General features: G+C 63.2%; 20 protein-coding genes. 12 read left to right on the plus strand and 8 right to left on the minus strand.

What is annotated here, in order from left to right:
* Window positions 1-19: 19 nt before the first annotated feature.
* Window positions 20-1,102, minus strand: coding sequence for an alcohol dehydrogenase catalytic domain-containing protein (locus tag CQ13_RS25825; RefSeq protein ID WP_057845643.1), 1,083 nt, complete (start codon window positions 1,100-1,102; stop codon window positions 20-22).
* Between the two features lie 105 nt (window positions 1,103-1,207).
* Between CQ13_RS25825 and CQ13_RS25830 the strand changes: the two genes are divergently transcribed.
* The 4 genes from CQ13_RS25830 to CQ13_RS25845 all read left to right on the plus strand — a co-directional run bounded on the left by CQ13_RS25830 (window position 1,208) and on the right by CQ13_RS25845 (window position 4,905).
* Window positions 1,208-1,993, plus strand: a complete 786-nt coding sequence (locus CQ13_RS25830; protein WP_057845644.1) for a helix-turn-helix transcriptional regulator — start codon at window positions 1,208-1,210, stop codon at window positions 1,991-1,993.
* 329 nt (window positions 1,994-2,322) lie between these two features.
* Window positions 2,323-3,222, plus strand: coding sequence for an alpha/beta fold hydrolase (locus tag CQ13_RS25835; RefSeq protein WP_057845645.1), 900 nt, complete (start codon window positions 2,323-2,325; stop codon window positions 3,220-3,222).
* Between the two features lie 104 nt (window positions 3,223-3,326).
* Complete coding sequence (locus tag CQ13_RS25840) at window positions 3,327-4,091, plus strand: vWA domain-containing protein (protein WP_057845646.1); 765 nt, start codon at window positions 3,327-3,329, stop codon at window positions 4,089-4,091.
* Window positions 4,092-4,176: 85 nt separating this feature from the next.
* Window positions 4,177-4,905: a DnaJ domain-containing protein gene (locus CQ13_RS25845; protein ID WP_057845647.1), complete on the plus strand. Its 729-nt coding sequence runs from the start codon at window positions 4,177-4,179 to the stop codon at window positions 4,903-4,905.
* 254 nt (window positions 4,906-5,159) lie between these two features.
* Here CQ13_RS25845 and CQ13_RS25850 read toward each other — a convergent pair whose 3' ends face one another.
* On the minus strand, window positions 5,160-6,995 hold the full coding sequence (locus CQ13_RS25850) for a serine hydrolase (protein ID WP_057845648.1): 1,836 nt from the start codon (window positions 6,993-6,995) through the stop codon (window positions 5,160-5,162).
* A 398-nt stretch (window positions 6,996-7,393) separates the two neighbouring features.
* Between CQ13_RS25850 and CQ13_RS25855 the strand changes: the two genes are divergently transcribed.
* From CQ13_RS25855 to clpA, 3 genes are all read left to right on the plus strand, one after another.
* Window positions 7,394-7,732: a phasin family protein gene (locus CQ13_RS25855; protein WP_057845649.1), complete on the plus strand. Its 339-nt coding sequence runs from the start codon at window positions 7,394-7,396 to the stop codon at window positions 7,730-7,732.
* 580 nt (window positions 7,733-8,312) lie between these two features.
* Window positions 8,313-8,645, plus strand: coding sequence for an ATP-dependent Clp protease adapter ClpS (gene clpS / locus CQ13_RS25860; protein WP_057845650.1), 333 nt, complete (start codon window positions 8,313-8,315; stop codon window positions 8,643-8,645).
* Window positions 8,646-8,912: 267 nt separating this feature from the next.
* Window positions 8,913-11,312, plus strand: a complete 2,400-nt coding sequence (gene clpA / locus CQ13_RS25865) for an ATP-dependent Clp protease ATP-binding subunit ClpA (RefSeq protein ID WP_057845651.1) — start codon at window positions 8,913-8,915, stop codon at window positions 11,310-11,312.
* 58 nt (window positions 11,313-11,370) lie between these two features.
* On the opposite strand, the gene CQ13_RS25870 is transcribed toward clpA, so the two are convergent.
* Entirely contained in the window at window positions 11,371-11,556 is a 186-nt protein-coding gene (locus CQ13_RS25870; protein WP_057845652.1) for a DUF1737 domain-containing protein, read from the minus strand.
* Window positions 11,557-11,635: 79 nt separating this feature from the next.
* Entirely contained in the window at window positions 11,636-11,992 is a 357-nt protein-coding gene (locus tag CQ13_RS25875) for a PilZ domain-containing protein (protein WP_057845653.1), read from the minus strand.
* A 237-nt stretch (window positions 11,993-12,229) separates the two neighbouring features.
* On the opposite strand from CQ13_RS25875, the gene CQ13_RS25880 reads away from it, so the two are divergent.
* The 4 genes from CQ13_RS25880 to tsaA all read left to right on the plus strand — a co-directional run bounded on the left by CQ13_RS25880 (window position 12,230) and on the right by tsaA (window position 15,086).
* On the plus strand, window positions 12,230-13,180 hold the full coding sequence (locus tag CQ13_RS25880; protein WP_057845654.1) for a lytic transglycosylase domain-containing protein: 951 nt from the start codon (window positions 12,230-12,232) through the stop codon (window positions 13,178-13,180).
* Between the two features lie 249 nt (window positions 13,181-13,429).
* Entirely contained in the window at window positions 13,430-14,173 is a 744-nt protein-coding gene (locus tag CQ13_RS25885; RefSeq protein WP_057845655.1) for an AzlC family ABC transporter permease, read from the plus strand.
* The gene (locus CQ13_RS25890) at window positions 14,170-14,514 is read left to right on the plus strand and encodes an AzlD domain-containing protein (protein ID WP_057845843.1); all 345 of its coding nucleotides are present in this window, start codon (window positions 14,170-14,172) and stop codon (window positions 14,512-14,514) included. The genes CQ13_RS25885 and CQ13_RS25890 overlap by 4 nt, the downstream gene beginning before the upstream one ends.
* A gap of 80 nt (window positions 14,515-14,594) precedes the next feature.
* Window positions 14,595-15,086, plus strand: a complete 492-nt coding sequence (gene tsaA / locus CQ13_RS25895) for a tRNA (N6-threonylcarbamoyladenosine(37)-N6)-methyltransferase TrmO (RefSeq protein ID WP_057845656.1) — start codon at window positions 14,595-14,597, stop codon at window positions 15,084-15,086.
* A 106-nt stretch (window positions 15,087-15,192) separates the two neighbouring features.
* Here tsaA and CQ13_RS25900 read toward each other — a convergent pair whose 3' ends face one another.
* The 4 genes from CQ13_RS25900 to CQ13_RS25915 all read right to left on the minus strand — a co-directional run bounded on the left by CQ13_RS25900 (window position 15,193) and on the right by CQ13_RS25915 (window position 18,250).
* The gene (locus CQ13_RS25900) at window positions 15,193-15,615 is read right to left on the minus strand and encodes an HIT domain-containing protein (protein WP_057845657.1); all 423 of its coding nucleotides are present in this window, start codon (window positions 15,613-15,615) and stop codon (window positions 15,193-15,195) included.
* A gap of 52 nt (window positions 15,616-15,667) precedes the next feature.
* Complete coding sequence (locus CQ13_RS25905) at window positions 15,668-16,906, minus strand: GNAT family N-acetyltransferase (RefSeq protein WP_057845658.1); 1,239 nt, start codon at window positions 16,904-16,906, stop codon at window positions 15,668-15,670.
* Between the two features lie 108 nt (window positions 16,907-17,014).
* A complete protein-coding gene (locus tag CQ13_RS25910) occupies window positions 17,015-17,767 on the minus strand; it encodes a glycerophosphodiester phosphodiesterase (protein WP_057845659.1) in 753 nt (250 codons plus the stop codon).
* Between the two features lie 15 nt (window positions 17,768-17,782).
* Window positions 17,783-18,250: a RidA family protein gene (locus CQ13_RS25915; RefSeq protein WP_057845844.1), complete on the minus strand. Its 468-nt coding sequence runs from the start codon at window positions 18,248-18,250 to the stop codon at window positions 17,783-17,785.
* Between the two features lie 254 nt (window positions 18,251-18,504).
* Between CQ13_RS25915 and CQ13_RS25920 the strand changes: the two genes are divergently transcribed.
* A complete protein-coding gene (locus CQ13_RS25920) occupies window positions 18,505-19,371 on the plus strand; it encodes a cell envelope integrity EipB family protein (protein ID WP_057845660.1) in 867 nt (288 codons plus the stop codon).
* Window position 19,372: the final 1 nt, after the last annotated feature.

Here is a 19,372-nt window from a genome sequence, read left to right on the forward strand (position 1 = left end):
CATCGGTAGCCGGCTCAGCCTATCGCGGCTGGATGACCGTCATTTTGAACGGACCACTGTGTGCGGCGGCATGCGCGACCGCCTCGTTGGCGCGGTCGAGACTGAACGCGGTGATCTCAAAATGATCGAGATTGACCAGGCCGGCGCGGATCAGGCCGGTCATCAGCACGGCCGCATGCGGTGGGTACATCCATTGCCCCCGCAGGGTGACGCAGTTTCGCATCGTCCAGGGGTAGGGCAGATCGAGGCCGCCGCCGCCGAGCATGCCGACGCCGCCCATCAGCACCACCCGCCCGTAAGGCCGCACCGCCATAATGGCGGTTCGCACCTGCGCGGCGTTGGCCGCCGGCGGGAGGATGTCGAGCACGCAGTCGATCGGGCCGGGCGCCGCCTGCAGGATGCGGGCGCGATCGTCGGCCTCGTGGCCACGCATCGGCACGGTCCGGACGCGCCCACCGAACCGCCGCGTCAGCTCGGCCAGCGCCTGCTCGTTCCGCCCGGTCGCGACCACGCATTGCGAGCCCATCCCCAATGCAACGGCGACGGCCGCGCTGCCGAAGCTGCCGGTGGCGCCGTTGACCAGCGCGATCTCTCCGGCTTGCAGTTCTGCGGCAAGGAAGCCGCCGAAGGGTACGAGGAGGGTGCCGAGCGCGCACCAGCGGCCAGCATCCTTCTCATCGATGTCGCCGATCGGAACCGCGTTTTCGGTCGGCACGCGCATCTGCTCGGCCCAGGCGCCGTTGTGGAAATGGCGTTGCAAATGGAGCCCGCCTTCGCTGCCGGCGGTGAGGCCCTGCAGGGCGATATCAGGCGATAGTGCGTTGTCGCGCGAGCGCACGGTCGGATCGCAATAGACCCAATGGCCAGGGCGAAGGCGGGTCGCGTCGGGGCCGGTGGCCCGGACACGGCCGATCGCGCCGGGGCCGGGCACCATGGGTAATTCCATCAGGTACTTTCGCTGCCCGCCGAGCACTTCGTTGGCATAGGCCAGCACGCGGCTCGCCATGACGTCGACGATAACCTCACCGGTGCCGAGCAGCGGGTCGGGAAGGGTCTCGATCGCAAGCGGCGATCCGAACGCGTTCAGAACGGCAGCCTTCATGGGGCCTCCTCGTTTCGATGAAGCCGCATTCTCGCAGGCTTCATCGCCCCAACAAGACCTGGTAGTATCCTAGGACTAGAAACCTTCCTCGGGGGCGCGGCGCGCATGGCAGAACCAGGCACGAATTCAAGGCAAAGCGAACTCGGCGACTTCCTGCGCTCACGGCGGCAGAAGCTGACGCCGAAGGCGGTCGGCCTGCCCGGCGGCCGGCGGCGCCGCACGCCCGGCCTGCGGCGGGAGGAAGTGGCCGGCCTCGCCGGCATCGGCGTCGACTGGTACATCCGTCTCGAGCAGGGACGATCCGTCAGCCCTTCGCAAGCGACAATCGATGCGCTGGCGCACGCACTGCGGCTGACCAGGGCCGAACACCGGCATCTGAGAGAGCTGACGCAAAATGCCGACCGGCGCGCCTTTGTCCGCGAGACCGTTCCGCCCGCCATCCGCCGCACGGTCGAGCAACTCAACATGCCAGCCTATGTCACCGGCCGGCGCTGGGACATCCTCGCCTGGAATGCGGCCGCCGACGAAATCTTTGCGTTCAGCCGGCTTGCAGAAGCCGACCGCAACAGCCTGCTCTCGGTACTGACCAATGCCGCGACGAGGCGGCTGTTCGGTGCGTCATGGGCGGATGAGGCGCAGCGCATGGTTGCCCAGTTCAGAGCGACGCATGACCTGTGGGCCGGCGATCCAGCCTTTCGCGATCTGCTGGCGCGCCTTCGCGAAGGCTGTCCGGAATTTACTGGCTGGTGGGAGGCCCATGACGTCAGCGGCGTCGCGGCAGGACGGAAATCCTTGACCCATCCCAAAAAGGGGCGGCTCAAACTGGAGTATGCGAGTTTCCAGGCCAATGACGATCCGGCCTTGAAGCTCGTCATCTACACGACGGTTTAAGAATCCTCCGTCGCTGGGTATTGACACACCGTGACGCACCGTGACGCAGTGGGTTCCCGGGAACCGGTCCTACACTACGCCGTTTTCATTAGACTTTTATCGGATGCTCGAACCGAAGCTTGAAAGGAGGCGTCATAAGAAAAAAGGAGGCTAAATCTTGTGGAACTGAGCGGCTGCACAGCGAATGGGTGCATCGCACAATGATCAGGCGGTCAATACACAACATTTGGCCTTTATGTCACGCCATCGTGACATATATCATCAACAAGGGACCGAAAGAGTCTCAAACAGGGTTGGGCCCCCAGCGGGGCGCGAGGACGAAGACAGATATGAAACGTGGAATTCTCGTTCTGCTTTCACTCTCCGTGTTGGTCGCTGTCGCGTATTTCACCGCGAGCAAGTGGGCGATCCGGCACGAGACCATCGCGTTCCATGATCCCGTCCGCGACAACCGTCTGGTGGCGGTCAGCATCGCGGTTCGCCGCGACAAGGAAATGCAGGCCAATGCCGGCTTGATCAAGCTGCCGGTTGTGATCCTCAATCACGGCAACACCGTCAAGAACACCGAGTACTCATTCCTGTCGAACGTGTTCGCCTGGCGCGGCTATCTTGCGATAAGCCCGCAGCACGATCTGCCGACCGATCCGCCGATGGTGACCAAGATCGGTGAACCCTATGTCGGCCGTCTGCCGCAGATTCAGCGCGGCGTCGCCAACATCCATTTCGCTGTCCACGAAATGAAGAAGCTCCAGCCCAATGCCGACTATGACAAGGTGACCATGGTCGGCCATTCGATGGGTGGCGACATTTCAATGTATTTCGCCAAGCAGTATCCCGACGAAATCAAGAAAGTCGTGACACTGGACAATTTGCGAGTGCCGTTCCTGACCGACGGCAAGTTCAAGATCCTGTCGTTCCGCTCCCAGGACACGCATTTCAAAGCGGACCCCGGCGTCGTGCCCGACGACGAGCAATGCGAGCAGGCCGGCATCACCGTCGTGAACACGGGCTTCCAGCATAACGACATGCGCGACACCGGCCCTGATGCAGCCAAATCCTCGATCCAGTCGATGCTCGACAGGTTCCTTGACGAGTCCGACAAGAGTGGCGCGTTGAAGCCCGTGCCGACCAAGATACCGGACGTTCTGACCAGCAGCCCGGGACCGGTGCCGCTGTCCGTGCCGTTGGCCAGCAACCCGGCGCCGAAGAACAAGCCCGTCACGAACTAGGCAACTGACCGCTATCGTGCGTTTGTGGCTGCGCCACCGTCCGGCGCATTGACCGGCGCCGTGCACCGTCCCACATTGAGCTTGCTACATACTCACGAGCGCTCATGGCCGGTGAACCTATCAAGCCAAAATCGGCAGGTGATGTTGCTTCGGCAAGAGCCGAGGCGCGCAAAGGCGGCCCGTTGCCGGAGGCCAAGCCGTCGGCGTCGGAGGACATCGCAGCCTTCGTGGCGAAAGCGCGAGCGATGTCGCCGCATCGCCCGGACGCCAGGGGAAGGCTGGTGTTTGCGCTCGACGCCACCATGAGTCGGCAGCCGACCTGGGATATGGCCTGCGCGCTGCAGGCCGACATGTTTCGCGAGGCGGCCTCGCTCGGCAGCCTCGATATCAGGCTGGTCTACTACCGCGGCTTCAACGAATGCCGCGCCACGGGCTGGATCTCCGACTCCGCGCAACTGGCGCGGCTGATGGGCAAGATCGATTGCCGGGGCGGCAATACCCAGATCGGCAAGGTGCTGTCGGAAGCGCGCCGCGAGGCGGTGGCGTCCGGCGTGCGCGCCATGGTGTTTGTCGGCGATGCCATGGAGGAATCCGTCGACGACCTCTGCGCCAAGGCCGGCGAGCTCGGCCTGCTCAAGGTGCCCGTGTTTATGTTCCAGGAAGGCCACGACCCGATTGCCGAGCAGACGTTCCGGGAGATTGCTCGGCTCACCGGCGGCGCATGGTGTAGGTTCGACCCCGGTGCCGCGGCGCAGTTGCGCGAGCTGCTGCGCGCTGCCGCAGCCTATGCCGCCGGCGGGCGCGAAGCGCTGCTGCGGCTGTCGAAGACCACAAGCGGCGCGGCCGCACTGATCGGCCAGATGAAGTGATTACGACTTTGGTAGCCAGATCACCGGGGCGCGAGAAGGTGCCGAGCGTCATGCTTTTCGGCGCCAGTGCCGCTATATTAGAGCCATGGCAACCCTGATTGCCGGCGTCGTCGCCGTTGTCCTTCTGTACTTGCTGCTGCAGATGTTTCGTGCAGCCAACCCGGTCGTGCTCGCGCGCGCGATCAAGATCGTGGGCGGCGTGGTGGCGCTGGCGGTCGCAGCTTTCACCGGGCTGCGCGGCGAGCTTGCGGTGGCAATTCCGCTCGGTATCTTCGGCGCCGGCCTGCTCGGCTGGTCGCCGTTCGGGCCGGGCGGCTTCAGCAATATCGGCGGGATATTCGGCGGCGGCGCGCAGCGTTCGTCGGGGCAGGCCTCGCGCGTCCGCTCGCAATTTCTCGACATGAGTCTCGATCACGACAGCGGCGAGCTGTCGGGGCGGATCGTGGACGGGCCGAATGCCGGGCGCTCGCTCGGCGAGTTCGACCTGCCGCAATTGATCGCGATGATACCGGGCTTCGACGCCGAGAGCGTCGCCTTACTTGAAAGCTATCTTGACCGCCGGTTTCCCGCTTGGCGTCAGAACGCGCAAGGCGATGCGGCAGGGCGGCAGCGCCGCACGGCGGCGAGCGGAAAAATGACGGACGAGGAAGCCTATCAGATCCTTGGCCTGCAGCCTGGGGCGGGGCGTGACGACATCAGCCGGGCGCACCGCGCCCTGATGAAGAAACTGCATCCCGACCAGGGGGGCTCGACGTACCTCGCTGCCCGCGTAAACGAGGCCAAGGATACTCTTCTTCGCACGCATTCCAGCTAACTCCGGCTCACGCCACCGACGCTACAAACCGCGAGTTGCTTCTATGCCGTTCTCTGACTGACGCCCCATATCGCCCGCCGTTGTCCGGCGTGGTCGATCGTTCATTGCAGGGAAACTAACCTGAAATTCTTGACGAGAAGTTTTCGCGGACCGCCTTGGGCGTGATCTCGCGAGAGCCGTCGCGACTGTGTTTGGAAAACAACAAAGCCGGCGCTTGCGGCGCCGGCCTTGCCAAACTCAAAGAAACGTCCGGATCAGTTGCGAACGGTGATGCAGGAAATGTCGGCGCGCTTGAGGGTCTTGCAGACCGCTTCGGCCTGATCGCGCTCGAGGCCGGCGAAGCGGGCCCGGTAGAGCGTGCGGTTGTCCTTGGCCACCACCGGCTCGGTGAACGGATCGGCCTTGCCGAGCAGCGTGCTGGCTTTGGCGCGGGCGAGATCGATCCGCTGCTTGGCCTCGCTTTCGCTTTCGAGCGCACCAACCTGGATGATCCAGCCGGTGCGGACGACCGCCGGCGCGGTCGGCTTGACGGCGCTGTTCTGCTGGACGGCCGGCGGCTGGGCGTGGGGTGCCGGATCGGCATAGGCCAGCGCCTGCGCGTGCGGGGCTTGCGAGGGGATGTGTGTCAGGCTGGAAGCAGGCAGCACGCCGAGCACGCCCTGTCCGGTACCGTGATTGGCGGGCTGCGGCGGCATCGCGACCCTGGCGGCTTCGGTCTTGGTCTCCGCGGCCTTCGCGACGACGGCGCTGGAGGTCTCGGCGATTTCAGGGCGGGCCGGAATGGTGTTGGTGATCGGCGGCGCCGCGGGCTGCGAGGGGCCGGCTGAAGCGAGCTTCATCGGTCCGGCCTTGACCTGAACCGTCTTGACCTTGACCGGCTTCATCGGCTCAGCCGAGCCGGGGATCGCTGATATCGCCTGGGTCTGGATGACGCCGTTGGTCAATGGTGCGGGTTCGGGCCTGGCTTGCTGCTCGAACTTGTTCTGTTCGACCTTAGTGGGCGGCGGGGGCAAGGCAGCGGCAGCCGCCGCCATCAGAGACGGCTTGGCCGGCGCGATCGAGCGGGTGGCCGGCATGGCGGCGAGCCCGGGTTCGGCGCCGCCGGACTGAGCCGTTTCGGCCGGACGTGCAACGGTCTCGGCTGCGGCCACATCGACGGTGCCGTCGGCGGGATTGCGCTCGGTGATGGCAACGACGGTACGCTTGGTCGCGCCCTTCTCGAGGTTTTCGGCCAGCAGGTTGCGCATGGTGGCATCGCGCGAACCGCCGCTGCGGCCGCCCAGCACCACGCCGATCAGGTGGCGGTTGCCGCGGCGCATCGAGCTTACGAGGTTGAAGCCTGACGCGCGGGTGTAGCCGGTCTTGATGCCATCGACGCCCTCGACATTGCCGAGCAGGCGATTGTGATTGCGGATCGACTGTCCCCGATAATTGAACACCGAGGTCGCGAAGTAGCGGTAGTAGCGCGGGAAGCGATCCTGGATGGCGCGGCCGAGGGTCGCCTGATCGCGCGCGGTGGTCAGTTGCTCGTCGTTGGGCAGGCCGGAGGCGTTGCGATAGGTGGTTTTGCTCATGCCGAGCGCGCGCGCCTTGCGCGTCATCAGCCTGGCGAATTCGGCTTCATCGCCGGCAATCGCCTCGGCGACCACAACGGCGGCGTCATTGGCGGAACGCGTCACAAGACCCTTGATGGCATCCTCGACCTTGAGGGTCTGACCCGGACGCAGGCCGAGCTTGGTCGGCGCCTGCTCGGAGGCGTGCTCGGAGACTTCCATTTCGGTGTCGAGCTTCATCTTGCCGGATTCCAGGCGCTCGAACAGCAGATAGAGCGTCATGATCTTGGTCAGCGACGCCGGGCGCCGGATGCCGTCGGGATTGTTGGAGGCGAGCACCGCGCCTGAATTGCCGTCGACGATGATGGAGGAGAATTGCGGGCTGTAGCTTTCGCGGGCGACGTGATGATGCCGGCGGTGCTTGGAGCGGCGCGCTTCGGCGCTCTCGCTCGAGATCAGTATTGCCGTGGTGAAGGTAATGAGTCCGAGGGCGCACACGCGCAATGCGCGCGAGGAAGCCAAGGTTGTACGAAGCATTTACTTCCCCGTCCCAATTTCCGTCTTGATCACCGGCTCGTGAGGCAAAATTGTGCCCGCTAAACCGCTGATGGTTCCCCGTTCGAGGCGCCCGTCCGGCCATGACGCGAGGCTGGAGTGGCCGATCAGGTCGCTGTTCTAGCTAAGATGCTGTTCACAAGCAGCTTTCGAGCTGTCTGTCGGAAGGCGAACAAGTCCAGGAATCAGGTTAGGCGGAGCGAGTTTCCAAAAGATTAATTAACCGTTTCGTAAGACCCCGGGGTTTTCCGTTAATTGATCGTATTTGTGCGTCGCACAAAATTTCTTGACTTTATTGTGCGGTGCACATATAGGGGCGTTGTTAGGGAGCCGGGACCTCCCGGCAATCGGAACGCTCAGTCTGGGAAAGGACTCCATTGATGGTCAAAATTGAAGACATTCAGAACTACGGCAAAGAGCATCTCGAATCCGCTGCCGCTTCCGCAACCAACCTGCAGAGCGGCGTTCACGCGATCGCCACCGCTTACGGCGACTACGCCAAGAAATCGTTCGAAGACACCAAGTCGTTTGTTGAAAAGCTCTCCGGCGTGAAGTCGCTGGACAAGGCGCTCGAAGCCCAGACCGAATTTGCGCGTTCTTCCTACGAGACCTTTGTCGCGGAGTCGCAGAAGATTGCCGGCCTCTACACCGACCTCGCCAAGCAGGCCTACAAGCCCTACGAAGGCCTGGTCGCGAAGTTCACCCCGGCTGCGCACTAATTCGCGGGTCCATACTTCGAAAAACAAAAGCCCGGCCGTAGCGGCCGGGCTTTTTTCTTTCCGCCTCGACGGAGGCGGTTATTTCGCGACGCGCAGTTTGGCCAGCGACTGTCCAATCGAATTGAATGCCGTCAAAGTCTCCGGTTCCGCCAAAAAACGGGTCAAAGCCCATGCACCGCCAGACCGGTCGCCAAAAAAGACCCCGGTATGCTCAACGGCGCTAAACGGGCCGTCGCCGTCCTTTGTCAAATCCGGCAGAAACGATTAACCTTGCTCCGGATAGCCGAGCCGGGAATCGGGCCGGTCGCGGGACGTGGCAGGGCAACATCATGCGCTTGCGGCCATCCGGCGGCGGACCCATATTCCAGGTGCCGATCCGGCCAACGGGTCGGACCGGGAGCGGCGATCTGGAATAAGCGTTACTGAGTACCAGGCGGTGGCTCACGTCAGAGCCGATCGCGTGTGGGCCAGGATGCGCTCTCCGGTCATCCCTTTTGGAATTTCGAACGCCTGAGCCATGTTGCAGCCAACCTTCAAAGCTTGTCCGTCCGTGCCGGCAAAGTCATCTTCTGCTCTCCGAATGAGCAATGACCAGAACCGCAACGCCGGAACCGGCGGACCATCAACATCGGTCATCACCAAGGTCAAGCCGAAGACCAAGCGTCCGAACCTCTATCGCGTGCTTATTCTGAACGACGACTACACGCCGATGGAGTTCGTCGTTCATGTGCTGGAGAAGTTCTTCCAGAAGGACGCCGAAGCGGCCACCAAGATCATGCTCCATGTCCATCACCACGGGATCGGTGAGTGCGGCGTGTTCACCTACGAGATTGCCGAGACCAAAGTCACGCAGGTGATGGATTTTGCGCGCAAGCACCAGCACCCACTGCAATGCGTGATGGAAAAAAAATAGTCGCGCGTGGCTCGCGATCCGGCCGGAAATAAGGAACGGGATTGCATTGATCGGTGTTGACGGACGCCGACCGTATTCCCGGGAGTTTTTTTCGGGGGAGAGGTCGCGTGCCGCCGCCGTGGTGCCGCGAATTTAGAGGAAAACCATGCTTGCGGAACCGGTCTTTCGCCACGATCGTGTGTAACTATATGACAGGGGATGACGAAGGTTGTTGTTGCCTCACCGGGTAATGGCGATCATGATGACCGGGGGCCATAGAGGACGCGAATGCCAACTTTTTCCCAAAGCCTTGAACAATCCCTGCATCGTGCATTGGCGATTGCAAACGAGCGCCATCATCAATATGCGACGCTCGAACATCTTCTGCTGTCGCTGATCGATGACTCGGATGCGGCTGCGGTGATGCGCGCGTGCAGCGTCGATCTCGACAAGCTGCGCACCAGCCTCGTCAATTATCTCGAGACCGAATTCGAAAATCTGGTGACTGACGGCGCCGACGACGCCAAGCCGACGGCCGGTTTCCAGCGCGTGATTCAGCGCGCGGTGATACACGTCCAGTCCTCAGGGCGCGAGGAAGTCACCGGCGCCAACGTGCTGATCGCGATTTTCGCGGAGCGCGAAAGTCACGCTGCCTATTTCCTGCAGGAGCAGGACATGACGCGGTACGACGCGGTCAACTACATCAGCCATGGCATCGCCAAGCGGCCGGGCGTCTCCGAAGCGCGCCCGGTGCGCGGTGTCGACGAGGAGACCGAGACCAAGGGCAACGAGGACGCCAAGAAGAAGGGCGAGGCGCTCGAGACCTATTGCGTCAACCTGAACAAGAAGGCGCGGGACGGCAAGATCGATCCGGTGATCGGGCGCAATGCCGAGATCAACCGTGCCATCCAGGTGCTGTGCCGCCGGCAGAAGAACAATCCGCTGTTCGTGGGCGAGGCCGGCGTCGGCAAGACCGCGATTGCGGAAGGCCTGGCCAAGCGCATCGTCGATTCCGAAGTGCCGGAAGTGCTGGCCGCCGCCACCGTGTTCTCGCTCGATATGGGCACGCTGCTCGCCGGCACTCGCTACCGCGGCGATTTCGAGGAGCGGCTGAAGCAGGTTTTGAAGGAACTGGAGGCGCATCCGAACGCCATCCTGTTCATCGATGAAATTCACACCGTGATCGGCGCGGGCGCCACCTCCGGCGGCGCGATGGACGCATCCAACCTGCTGAAGCCGGCGCTGGCTTCCGGCACGATCCGCTGCATGGGTTCGACGACCTACAAGGAATACCGTCAACATTTCGAGAAGGACCGCGCACTGGTGCGCCGGTTCCAGAAGATCGACGTCAACGAGCCGACGGTGGAAGACGCGATTGCGATCCTGAAGGGGTTGAAGCCCTATTTCGAGGATTATCACCGGCTGAAATACACCAATGAGGCGATCGAGGCGGCAGTGCAATTGTCGTCGCGCTACATCCACGACCGCAAGCTGCCGGACAAGGCGATCGACGTGATCGACGAGTCGGGCGCGGCGCAGATGCTGGTTGCCGAGAACCGGCGCAAGAAGACGATCGGCATCAAGGAAATCGAGACCACGATCGCGACCATGGCGCGGATTCCGCCCAAGAGCGTGTCAAAGAACGATGCCGAGGTGCTGAAGCATCTCGAGCAAACGCTGAAGCGCGTGGTGTTCGGCCAGGACAAGGCGATCGAGTCGCTATCCGCCTCGATCAAGCTGGCGCGCGCCGGCCTGCGCGAGCCGGAGAAGCCGATCGGTTCATACCTGTTCTCCGGTCCGACCGGCGTCGGCAAGACCGAAGTGGCAAAACAGCTCGCGGCCTCGCTCGGCGTCGAATTGTTGCGCTTCGACATGTCCGAATACATGGAGCGGCACACGGTGTCGCGCCTGATCGGCGCGCCTCCCGGCTATGTCGGCTTCGACCAGGGCGGGCTTCTGACCGACGGCGTGGACCAGCATCCGCATTGCGTGGTGCTGCTCGACGAAATCGAGAAGGCGCATCCGGATCTCTACAACGTGCTGCTGCAGATCATGGATCACGGCCGGCTCACCGACCACAACGGCAAGCAGGTCAATTTCCGCAACGTGATCCTGATCATGACCACCAACGCGGGCGCCGCCGACCTCGCGCGGCAGGCCTTCGGCTTCACGCGCAACAAGCGGGAAGGCGACGACCACGAGGCGATCAACCGGCAGTTCGCCCCGGAATTCCGCAACCGGCTGGACGCGATCGTCTCGTTCGCCCATCTCAACGCCGACGTGATCGGCATGGTGGTCGAGAAGTTCGTGCTGCAGCTCGAGGCGCAACTTGCCGATCGCGACGTCACCATCGAGCTGTCCGAGCCGGCCAAGGCCTGGCTGATCGAGCATGGCTATGACGAGCAGATGGGCGCGCGGCCGATGGCGCGCGTGATCCAGGAGCACATCAAGAAGCCATTGGCGGACGAGGTGCTGTTCGGTCAGCTCAAGGGCGGCGGCCATGTCCGTGTCGTGCTGGTCAAGGACGCCGAAGACAAGGACAAGATCGGCTTCGAGTTCGTCGAGGGTCCGGTCACGCCGAAGCCCGAAAAGCTGCCGGGCGCGCGCAAGCGCAAGCCGAAGCCGGGCGGCCCCAACGGCGGCGGTCCCAAGGGCCCAGCCTCGAAGGGTCCGCTGGTCAAGGTGTAAGCGGCCTCAATTCGAAACGAAGAGCCGGCGCGTCGCAAGACCGCCGGCTTTTTGACGCCTAACTGCCCGGCCAAACCAACGCTTGGGCGGCCATGACGTATTCGCCGTTGAACGTCACGGAAGGCGAGTCATACAGCACATAGCCGAGCTCAATTGCCTCGGAAACGCGCCGGCAGAAAGCAGCGTCATCCTTGCCGGTGAGCAGGCGATAGACGAGCAGGTCGTCTGGCGGTTTTGGAGACATGCTAATTCCAGCAATACCGTGGTTGTGCCGCGGCACCGTAAGGCGTCTATTGTGTTGCGCACAAGGCCCCGCTCGGCGCTCAGCGCTCGCTGAGCAACTCGTCGATCCGGCGCTGGAGCTGCCGCTTCTTGATCTCGCTTCTGCGCAGCCGCTCCTCGAGATCGGAGACCGGCTCGGCAGGGCTTTCCGCCCTGAATGCAACGCCGACAAAGTTGTCGCGCCACCAGATGACCCTGGCGAGGAAGGAGCGACCCTTGCGCGCGATGCGCAGCGAGAGCTGCTCTTTCGGCAACTGGACGTCATTGCTGAATTCGATGGTCGCGCCGTTGTTGGAGATATTGCGGACGATGCATTCGCGCGTCGCGCCGCATTCGCCGATCTCGGCGACGCCGCCATACATCACCTTGTCGCGCACGCTCTCGCGCCGGTCCTGCATTGAAAGCCTCCCAAAAAAGTGAGGAGACTTTTACCCCGCTTTGTTGCCCGTAAAAGTCCGGCCGCCGCAAAATGCGGCGTTAACGTAAATTAACGGCGGTTCCGATGGCGGGGATTTCGGAGCAATTGCAACGCAAAAAAAGCGGCGCGCAGCGGAGAGGCGGCGGATCCACCTGCAAGCCATGATCGTTTGACCAACGTTTCCACCGCAATACGCATTCCCGGATTGCGAACTGCCATGCAAAGAGGTCGATTTCTTCGCGCCCTATGGTGCACGCTGTGGCTTTTGTCCTCAGTTGCGAACGCCTTCGCGGAGGACGCGGGTGAGGCTACCCGGTCGAGCGCGGCAGCTAGCCAAAAGCCGGCCACCGCGCGCGAGAGCGAGGCGCGCGAGGCGATGTGCCTGATGATCGAGTCGGCGGCGAGGGCCTCGGACCTGCCGCTGGAGTTCTTCGCGCGCGTGATCTGGCAGGAGAGCCGCTTTCAGTCTGACGCGGTCGGGCCGGTCACACGAAATGGCCAGCGCGCGCAGGGCATTGCGCAATTCATGCCGGGCACCGCGAACGAACGCGGCCTGCTCGATCCCTACAATCCCGTGCAGGCGCTGCCGAAGTCGGCGGAGTTTCTGGCCGAGCTGCGCGAGCAGTTTGGCAATCTCGGACTCGCGGCGGCCGCCTACAATGCCGGCCCGCGCAGGGTGCAGGAATGGCTGGCCGGCACCGGGCCGATGCCGCAGGAGACACGCAACTACGTGCTCGCCATCACCGGCTCCACGGTGGAGGATTGGGCGAAGGCGGGCAAGGGCGGTAAACAGCCCGAACGAATCCGAACATCGAGCTGCCGCGAGTTGATGGCGCTATTGAAACAAGCGCCCAATCCCTTTGTTGCCAGACTAGAGCAGCGTGTGACGCTCGCCGCCGCCAAGCAATGGGGGGTGCAGCTCGCCGCTGGCTTTTCCCGCGACAAGGCGCTCGCGATGTATGGGCGCGCGGTCTCGCGCCTTTCGAGCGTGATCGGCAATCGCGATCCCTCGATCCTCAGCTCGCGTCTGCGCAGCCGCGGCCCGGCGACGTTCTACCAGGTGCGCTTTGGCGCCGACACGCGCGGCGAGGCCGACGACCTCTGCAACCGCATCCGCAAGGCCGGCGGGGCGTGCTTTGTGCTAAGGAACAGGGGCGTGGCTGGGTGAGGTAACTTGCTTCGTCATTCCGGATGGTCCGGAGGGGAGGACCAGACCTCAGATGCGCAATTGCGCATCGGGGAATCTCGAGCTTCTCAGGTGCGCAACTGCGCACCATAGTTCGATGCTTCGCATCGCCCCGGAATGACAGTGCAATTGCCATTGATTGCATAGCCGCCCTGAGCCGTGCTTGCTTGACGCGGGCCGCATTCGTCAGCCCTATGCCCGCGACGACTCCAACCATCATCCCGGTCACTCGTGGCGCTACCTTCGCTCGACTCTCCCCAATGGAAAAGCCCTGTCCGCGCGTTCGCGTGGGGCATGAGTTCGGTTGCGTCCACGGTGCTCACGCTGGTGCTGTTTGCGACCTATCTCGGCATCGGCGCGCTGGCCCATGACAGCCATTTCAGCCTTGGCTGGGTGCTCGGCAGCACGCTGCTGGTCTGGGCTGGTCCGGCGCAGATCATCCTGATTTCGACGCTCGGCTCCGGGGCGACCGCGGTGCAGGCGGCGATTGCGGTGACGGTGAGCGCGATCCGGCTGTTTCCGATGGTGGTATCGGTGTTGCCGCTGATGAAGACACCCAAGACCAGGCGCCGTCACCTCGTGCTGGCGACGCATTTCATCGCCGTCACGCTTTGGGTCGAATGCTATCGGCTGCTGCCAAAGGTGCCACGCGAGCGGCGGATTGCGTTCACGCATGGCCTCGGCTGCGGACTTGTCACTGTATGCATGATCGCGACTACGCTTGGCTACGTACTTGCCGCCAAGCTGCCGCCGCTGTTTGCGGCGGCGATCCTGCTGTTGACGCCGCTGGCGTTCCTGCTGTCGACGGCGCGCAACTGCAAGCAGATCTCGGATGTGCTGGCGCTGGTGCTGGGTCTGGCGTTGTTTCCGCTGGTGTCGATGCTGGATACTGGCGTCGATATTTTGATTAGCGGCGTCACCGCCGGCAGCATTGCCTACGGCGTGCACTGGTGGCGGGAGAGGGCGCGCGCATGAGCGAATTTTTCGGCAGCCCGCACGCGCTGTTGGTCCTCGTGCTTGCAGGTTTCCTGCCCAACGAGATCTGGCGGATGGCCGGGCTGTGGTTCGGCGCGGGCGTCGACGAGGGCTCGGAAGTCCTGGTGTGGGTGAGGGCGGTGGCGACCGCGATTCTCGCCGGCGTCATCGCGCAAATCCTGGTGCAGCCGCCGGGCGCGCTGGCCGGCGTACCGGACTGGCTGCGTTATGGCGCGGTCGCGGCCGGCTTTGCGGTGTTCATGCTGACGCGACGCTCGATCTTTGCCGGCGTGGTCTCTGGCGAGATCATCCTTTTGGCCGGCAAATGGTGGCTCGGTTGATTGCATGGCCCATAATCCGGTACTGTCCCGGCCGACAAGAAAGTTGCACGCGATCGATGTCCATCTCACCGGATTAGGCAATGGTTCAGGACACCAAACTTCGCGAGGGCGAAGTTACCGTCGACATGCCGCCGGCCCGCGATGCCGGGCTAGTCTTCATCGGCCGCATCCGCACGCCCTGGAAGTCGCGGCTGGAGACACCGCGACAGGGCCGCCACGACGGCCCGGTCTGCCGGCTCGAGATTTTCGAGCCGTGGGTGCCTGCGATCAAGGGCGTCGACTTCTATGAAAATCTCGAAGTGATCTATTGGCTGCATCACTCGCGCCGAGATCTCGTGCTGCAGAGTCCGAAGAACAACCAGAAGACCCGCGGCACCTTCTCGCTGCGCTCGCCGGTGCGGCCCAATCCGATCGGCACCTCGATCGTGAAGTTCGTCGGCATCGAGGGCAACGCAATCCTGGTGCGCGGCCTCGACTGTCTCGACGAGACGCCGCTGCTCGACGTCAAGCCGGACCGCTGCGAGTTCTCGCCGGTGGTGCAGCAAAAGGGCGGGGATGTGGAGGGGGAGTGATTGCTTTTCCCCGTCATTGCGAGCGCAGCGAAGCAATCCATCTCACAGCGAAAAGAAAGAATGGATTGCTTCGCTGCGCTCGCAATGACGGGGTGAGACCGCCCGACTACCCCAGCGCCGCCATCAGCTTGGTCGCGTTGTCCTCCAGCACTTTCACGTCTTCCTTGCGGCTTGCGGGCGGCAACAGCGCCACGCCATCGTGGCGCGGCATGACATGCATGTGCAAATGAAACACGACCTGCCCTCCGGCGGGCTCGTTGAATTGCTGCACGGTAATGCCGTCGGCGTTGAAGGCTTTCATAGCTGCTGCGGCGATTTTGTGGGCGGCGCGCGCGACATGGGCGTAATCGTCGGGCGTGATGTCGAGGATGTTGCGGGCAGGGACTTTTGGGATCACCAGCGTGTGGCCGGGCGAACGCGGCATGATGTCGAGGAAGGCCAGCACATGGTCATCCTCATAAACCTTGTGGCAGGGAAACTCGCCGCGCAGGATTTTTGCGAAGGGGTTGTTGGCGTCGTAGGCGGGCATGGGCTTCTTCCCTCAAGGTTTGATCTCAATCTCACGTCGCCAGCTCAAGCGGTCAAGTCTCGTCGGCGGCCTTGCGGAACGGGCCGGCCTCGGTCAGTTCCCGTCCGACCTCGGCCACATAGGCGCGCTCGCGCTTCAGATAGTCGGCAATCGCACGGCGTAAATCGGGATCGGCGATGAAATGCGCGGAATAGGTGGTTTGCGGCAGGTAACCGCGGGCCAGTTTGTGCTCGCCCTGCGCGCCGGCCTCCACTACCTTTAGGCCGCGCTCGATCGCAAAATCGATCGCCTGATAATAGCAGACCTCGAAATGCAGGAACGGGTGATGCTCGACCGCGCCCCAGTTGCGGCCGAACAGCGTGTCCGATCCGATGAAATTGATGGCACCCGCAATCCAGTGGCCGTTTCGTTTGGCCATCACCAGGAGCACGTCGCGGCTCATGCTCTCGCCGATCAGCGAGAAGAATTTTCGAGTAAGGTAGGGGCGGCCCCATTTGCGCGAGCCGGTCTCCATATAGAACGCGAAGAACGCATCCCACTCGTCCTCGGTGATATCGGCTCCGGTCAAGCGGTGGATCGTGACGCCGGCGGCCACCGCCTCGCGTCGCTCGCGCTTGATCGCTTTGCGGTGGCGCGAATTCAGCGAGTTCAGGAAATCGTCAAAACTACCGTAGCCCTCGTTGTGCCAGTGAAACTGCTGGTCGTTGCGTTGCAGGAAGCCATGTTGACCCAGCAACTTCGCTTCCGCCTCGCGGGCAAAGGTCACATGCACGGAGGAGGCGTTGGTCGCGTTGCACAGCGCCATTAGCCCGCGCGCCAGCGCCGAACCGATCTGTTTGCGGTCGACGCCGTCGCGGATCAGAAGTCGGGGGCCGGTGGCAGGCGTGAACGGCACCGAGACCTGCAGTTTGGGATAATAACGTCCGCCGGCGCGCTCATAGGCATCCGCCCAGCCGCGGTCGAAGACATATTCGCCTTGCGAATGGGCTTTCAGATAGCAGGGCGCGACGCCGACGATCTCGCCGTTGAGCCGTGCCAGCAGATGCCGAGGGCCCCAGCCCGTGCGGGCGCAGGCCGAGCCAGAAGCTTCCGCGGCTTCAAAAAAGGCATGAGAAACGAAGGGGTTATAGGCTGGCTTTGCAGCGGCGCAGGAGCCGTTCCGCGCAGCCAGCGTGTCCAGATTTTCGAGGCCGTTCGGGTCGCCCCCCGGGTTGGCGCAGGCGTCCCAATCCGCAGCTTTGATGTCGCTGACGGAGGGGACGGCTTCGAGGGTGATTTCGGATGATGCCATCTAGAAATTCAAACCGGTCCCATCATGCGATCAGCCAGCGCGCATGGCGACCAACGCACTGCAAAGATCGTGCATCGGGCAGGCGAGTTCAAGGTGGCGCTGACAGCATCAGGTTCCCGGCAGGAACCCCTCGAAGATCATCTGGTCGGCGTGCCGCGCCGCCAGCGCACGCTGCTCCGGTGTCCGCACGGTCCAGGCCAACAACGGCAGGCCTAAGACGTTGCGGGCGATCCAAGGTGCGGCCGCGGGTAGCTCATTCACCCCATAGGCGACGAAATGCGGCCGGGTGCGAAAAGCGTGGCGCAGGTGCGTCATGCCGCGGCGTTGTTCCGCTGATGCTTCCGGCCACTCCTCGGCGGTATAGTCGTGCTCGGCTACGATGCCGCGGGCGCGGCCAGGGATCAGTTCGCGCAACGCCACCACCTGATCCGGGTCAAAGGACATCCCGACCGCCGCGCCGCCATAGGAGGCGAGAACCTCTGCCATCCGTTTCACCAGCCGGCGATCGCCGTCGAAATGGCTTTTTACTTCGATCACCAGCGGCACGCGGCCGGCGACCAGCGCGCAGAGATCGCCGAGCGTCATCATCCGTTCCGGCGTATCCTTGAAATTGACGGCCTTGAGTTCGGCTGCGGTCATACCGAGCAACGCGCCCGAACCGTCGGTGAGGCGGCCGAGCGCATTGTCGTGATGGACCATCGCCTCGCCATCGGATGAAAGCTGGATATCGCATTCGATGGCGAAATTGCCATCGATGGCGGCCTGCGCGGCCGCCGGCATGTTTTCGACGATGCCGCGCGAAATATCATGCAGGCCGCGATGGGCGACCGGCCTCGCCGTCAGCCAGTCCGGCGCACGCACGAGAGCCGCTCCGCTTCAGGACACTTCGAAGATCGCGTCGACCTCGACGGCGGCATCCGAGGGGAGCGAAGCGACGCCGACCGTGGTGCGGGCGTGCCGGCCCTTGTCGCCAAACGCCGTGACCATCAGGTCGGAGGCGCCGTTGAGCACCTTGGGTCCGTCGAGAAAATCAGGCGCGGAATTGATGAAGCCGCCGAGCCTGACCACGCGGACGACCTTGTCGAGATCGCCGAGCGCCGCCTTGACCTGGGCCAGCAGGTTGACCCCACAGCCCTGCGCCGCGGCGTATCCCTGTTCGATCGTGACGCCGGCCCCGAGCTTGCCCTTGGCGATCAGCTTGCCTTCGGCATTGGCGCAGACCTGGCCGGAGACGAACAGCAGGTTTCCTGAGCGCACGAAGCCGACATAGTTCGCCATGGGGGTGCGCGGCTCGTTCAGGACGATACCTTGTGCCGCCAGCTTCTGTTCGACCGTACCCGCCATGTTTTGCATCCCCGCTTGATGTGACCGTTCCTGACCTGCGGTCAGGCGCGCATTGTTTCGCGCATCGCGCTTCGTCTTGCAAGCGACGGTGGAGCTTCCGTCCAGCATGGCGATTGAAGCGGATCGTGCCCGAAAATGCCAAAAACGGCGCGCCTCGGCCTCGAATTCTTGCGTTTTCGTGACGACCGCCCTAGTTGCGGCGCAATGGACCCGTCACTAATGTAGTCGAATCTCCCTCGAGGAAAAAATAGAACATGGCTAGCTCGTTCCCGATTCCGGTTCGTGCTTTGGTATTTTCGGCTGCCGCCACTTTGCTCTCAGGCTTCACAAGCGGTCCGGCGCTGGCTGGCGCCAGCGGGCCATTTCTCGCCCACCAGGCGCTGTATGAATTGAAGCTGGTCAAGTCGCGCGGATCCAATGCGATATCGGGTGCGCGCGGGCGCATTCTCTACAATTTTTCAGGCAGCGCCTGCGAGGGCTACACCTCCGAATTCCGCCAGGTGTCCGAACTCGACAGCGGCGAGGGCAGGCTGACGCTGAGCGATCTTCGCTCGCATTCCTGGGAAGACGCCGCCGGCAAGAGCTATCGCTTCAAGATCGACACCCGCATGAACGATACCGACTCTGCGCCGATCGACGGCGTGGCGGAACGGGTCGGCGACCGCATCACGGTCAAGCTGAAACAGCCGGTTGCGAAGACGTTCGAGCTTGACGGCAAGGTCGTGTTCCCGACCGAGCAGATCCAGCACATCATCGCCGCCGGGCGCGCGGGCAAGTCGGTGCTGGAGCTGATGGTCTATGACGGCTCGGATAATGGCGAGAAGGTCTACAACACGCTGTCGGTGATCGGGAAGCCGATCCCGGGCACCCAAAACATTGCCACGCCCGACCCCTCGACCGCCAACGACCAGATGAAGGCGCTGACCCGCTGGCCGGTGACCGTGAGCTATTACGACCGCGACGCCAAGGCGAAAGACGGCGAGCAGACGCCGGTTTACGCGATGTCGTTCGAGCTGTTCGAGAACGGCGTCTCCCGCGCGCTGGTACTCGATTACAACGATTTCGTGATTGCGGGCGCGATGGGCCGGTTCGACGTCAGGGATTCCAAACCCTGCAAGTGAC

The sequence above is a fragment of the Bradyrhizobium retamae genome (assembly GCF_001440415.1).
Classification (GTDB): Bacteria; Pseudomonadota; Alphaproteobacteria; order Rhizobiales; family Xanthobacteraceae; genus Bradyrhizobium; species Bradyrhizobium retamae.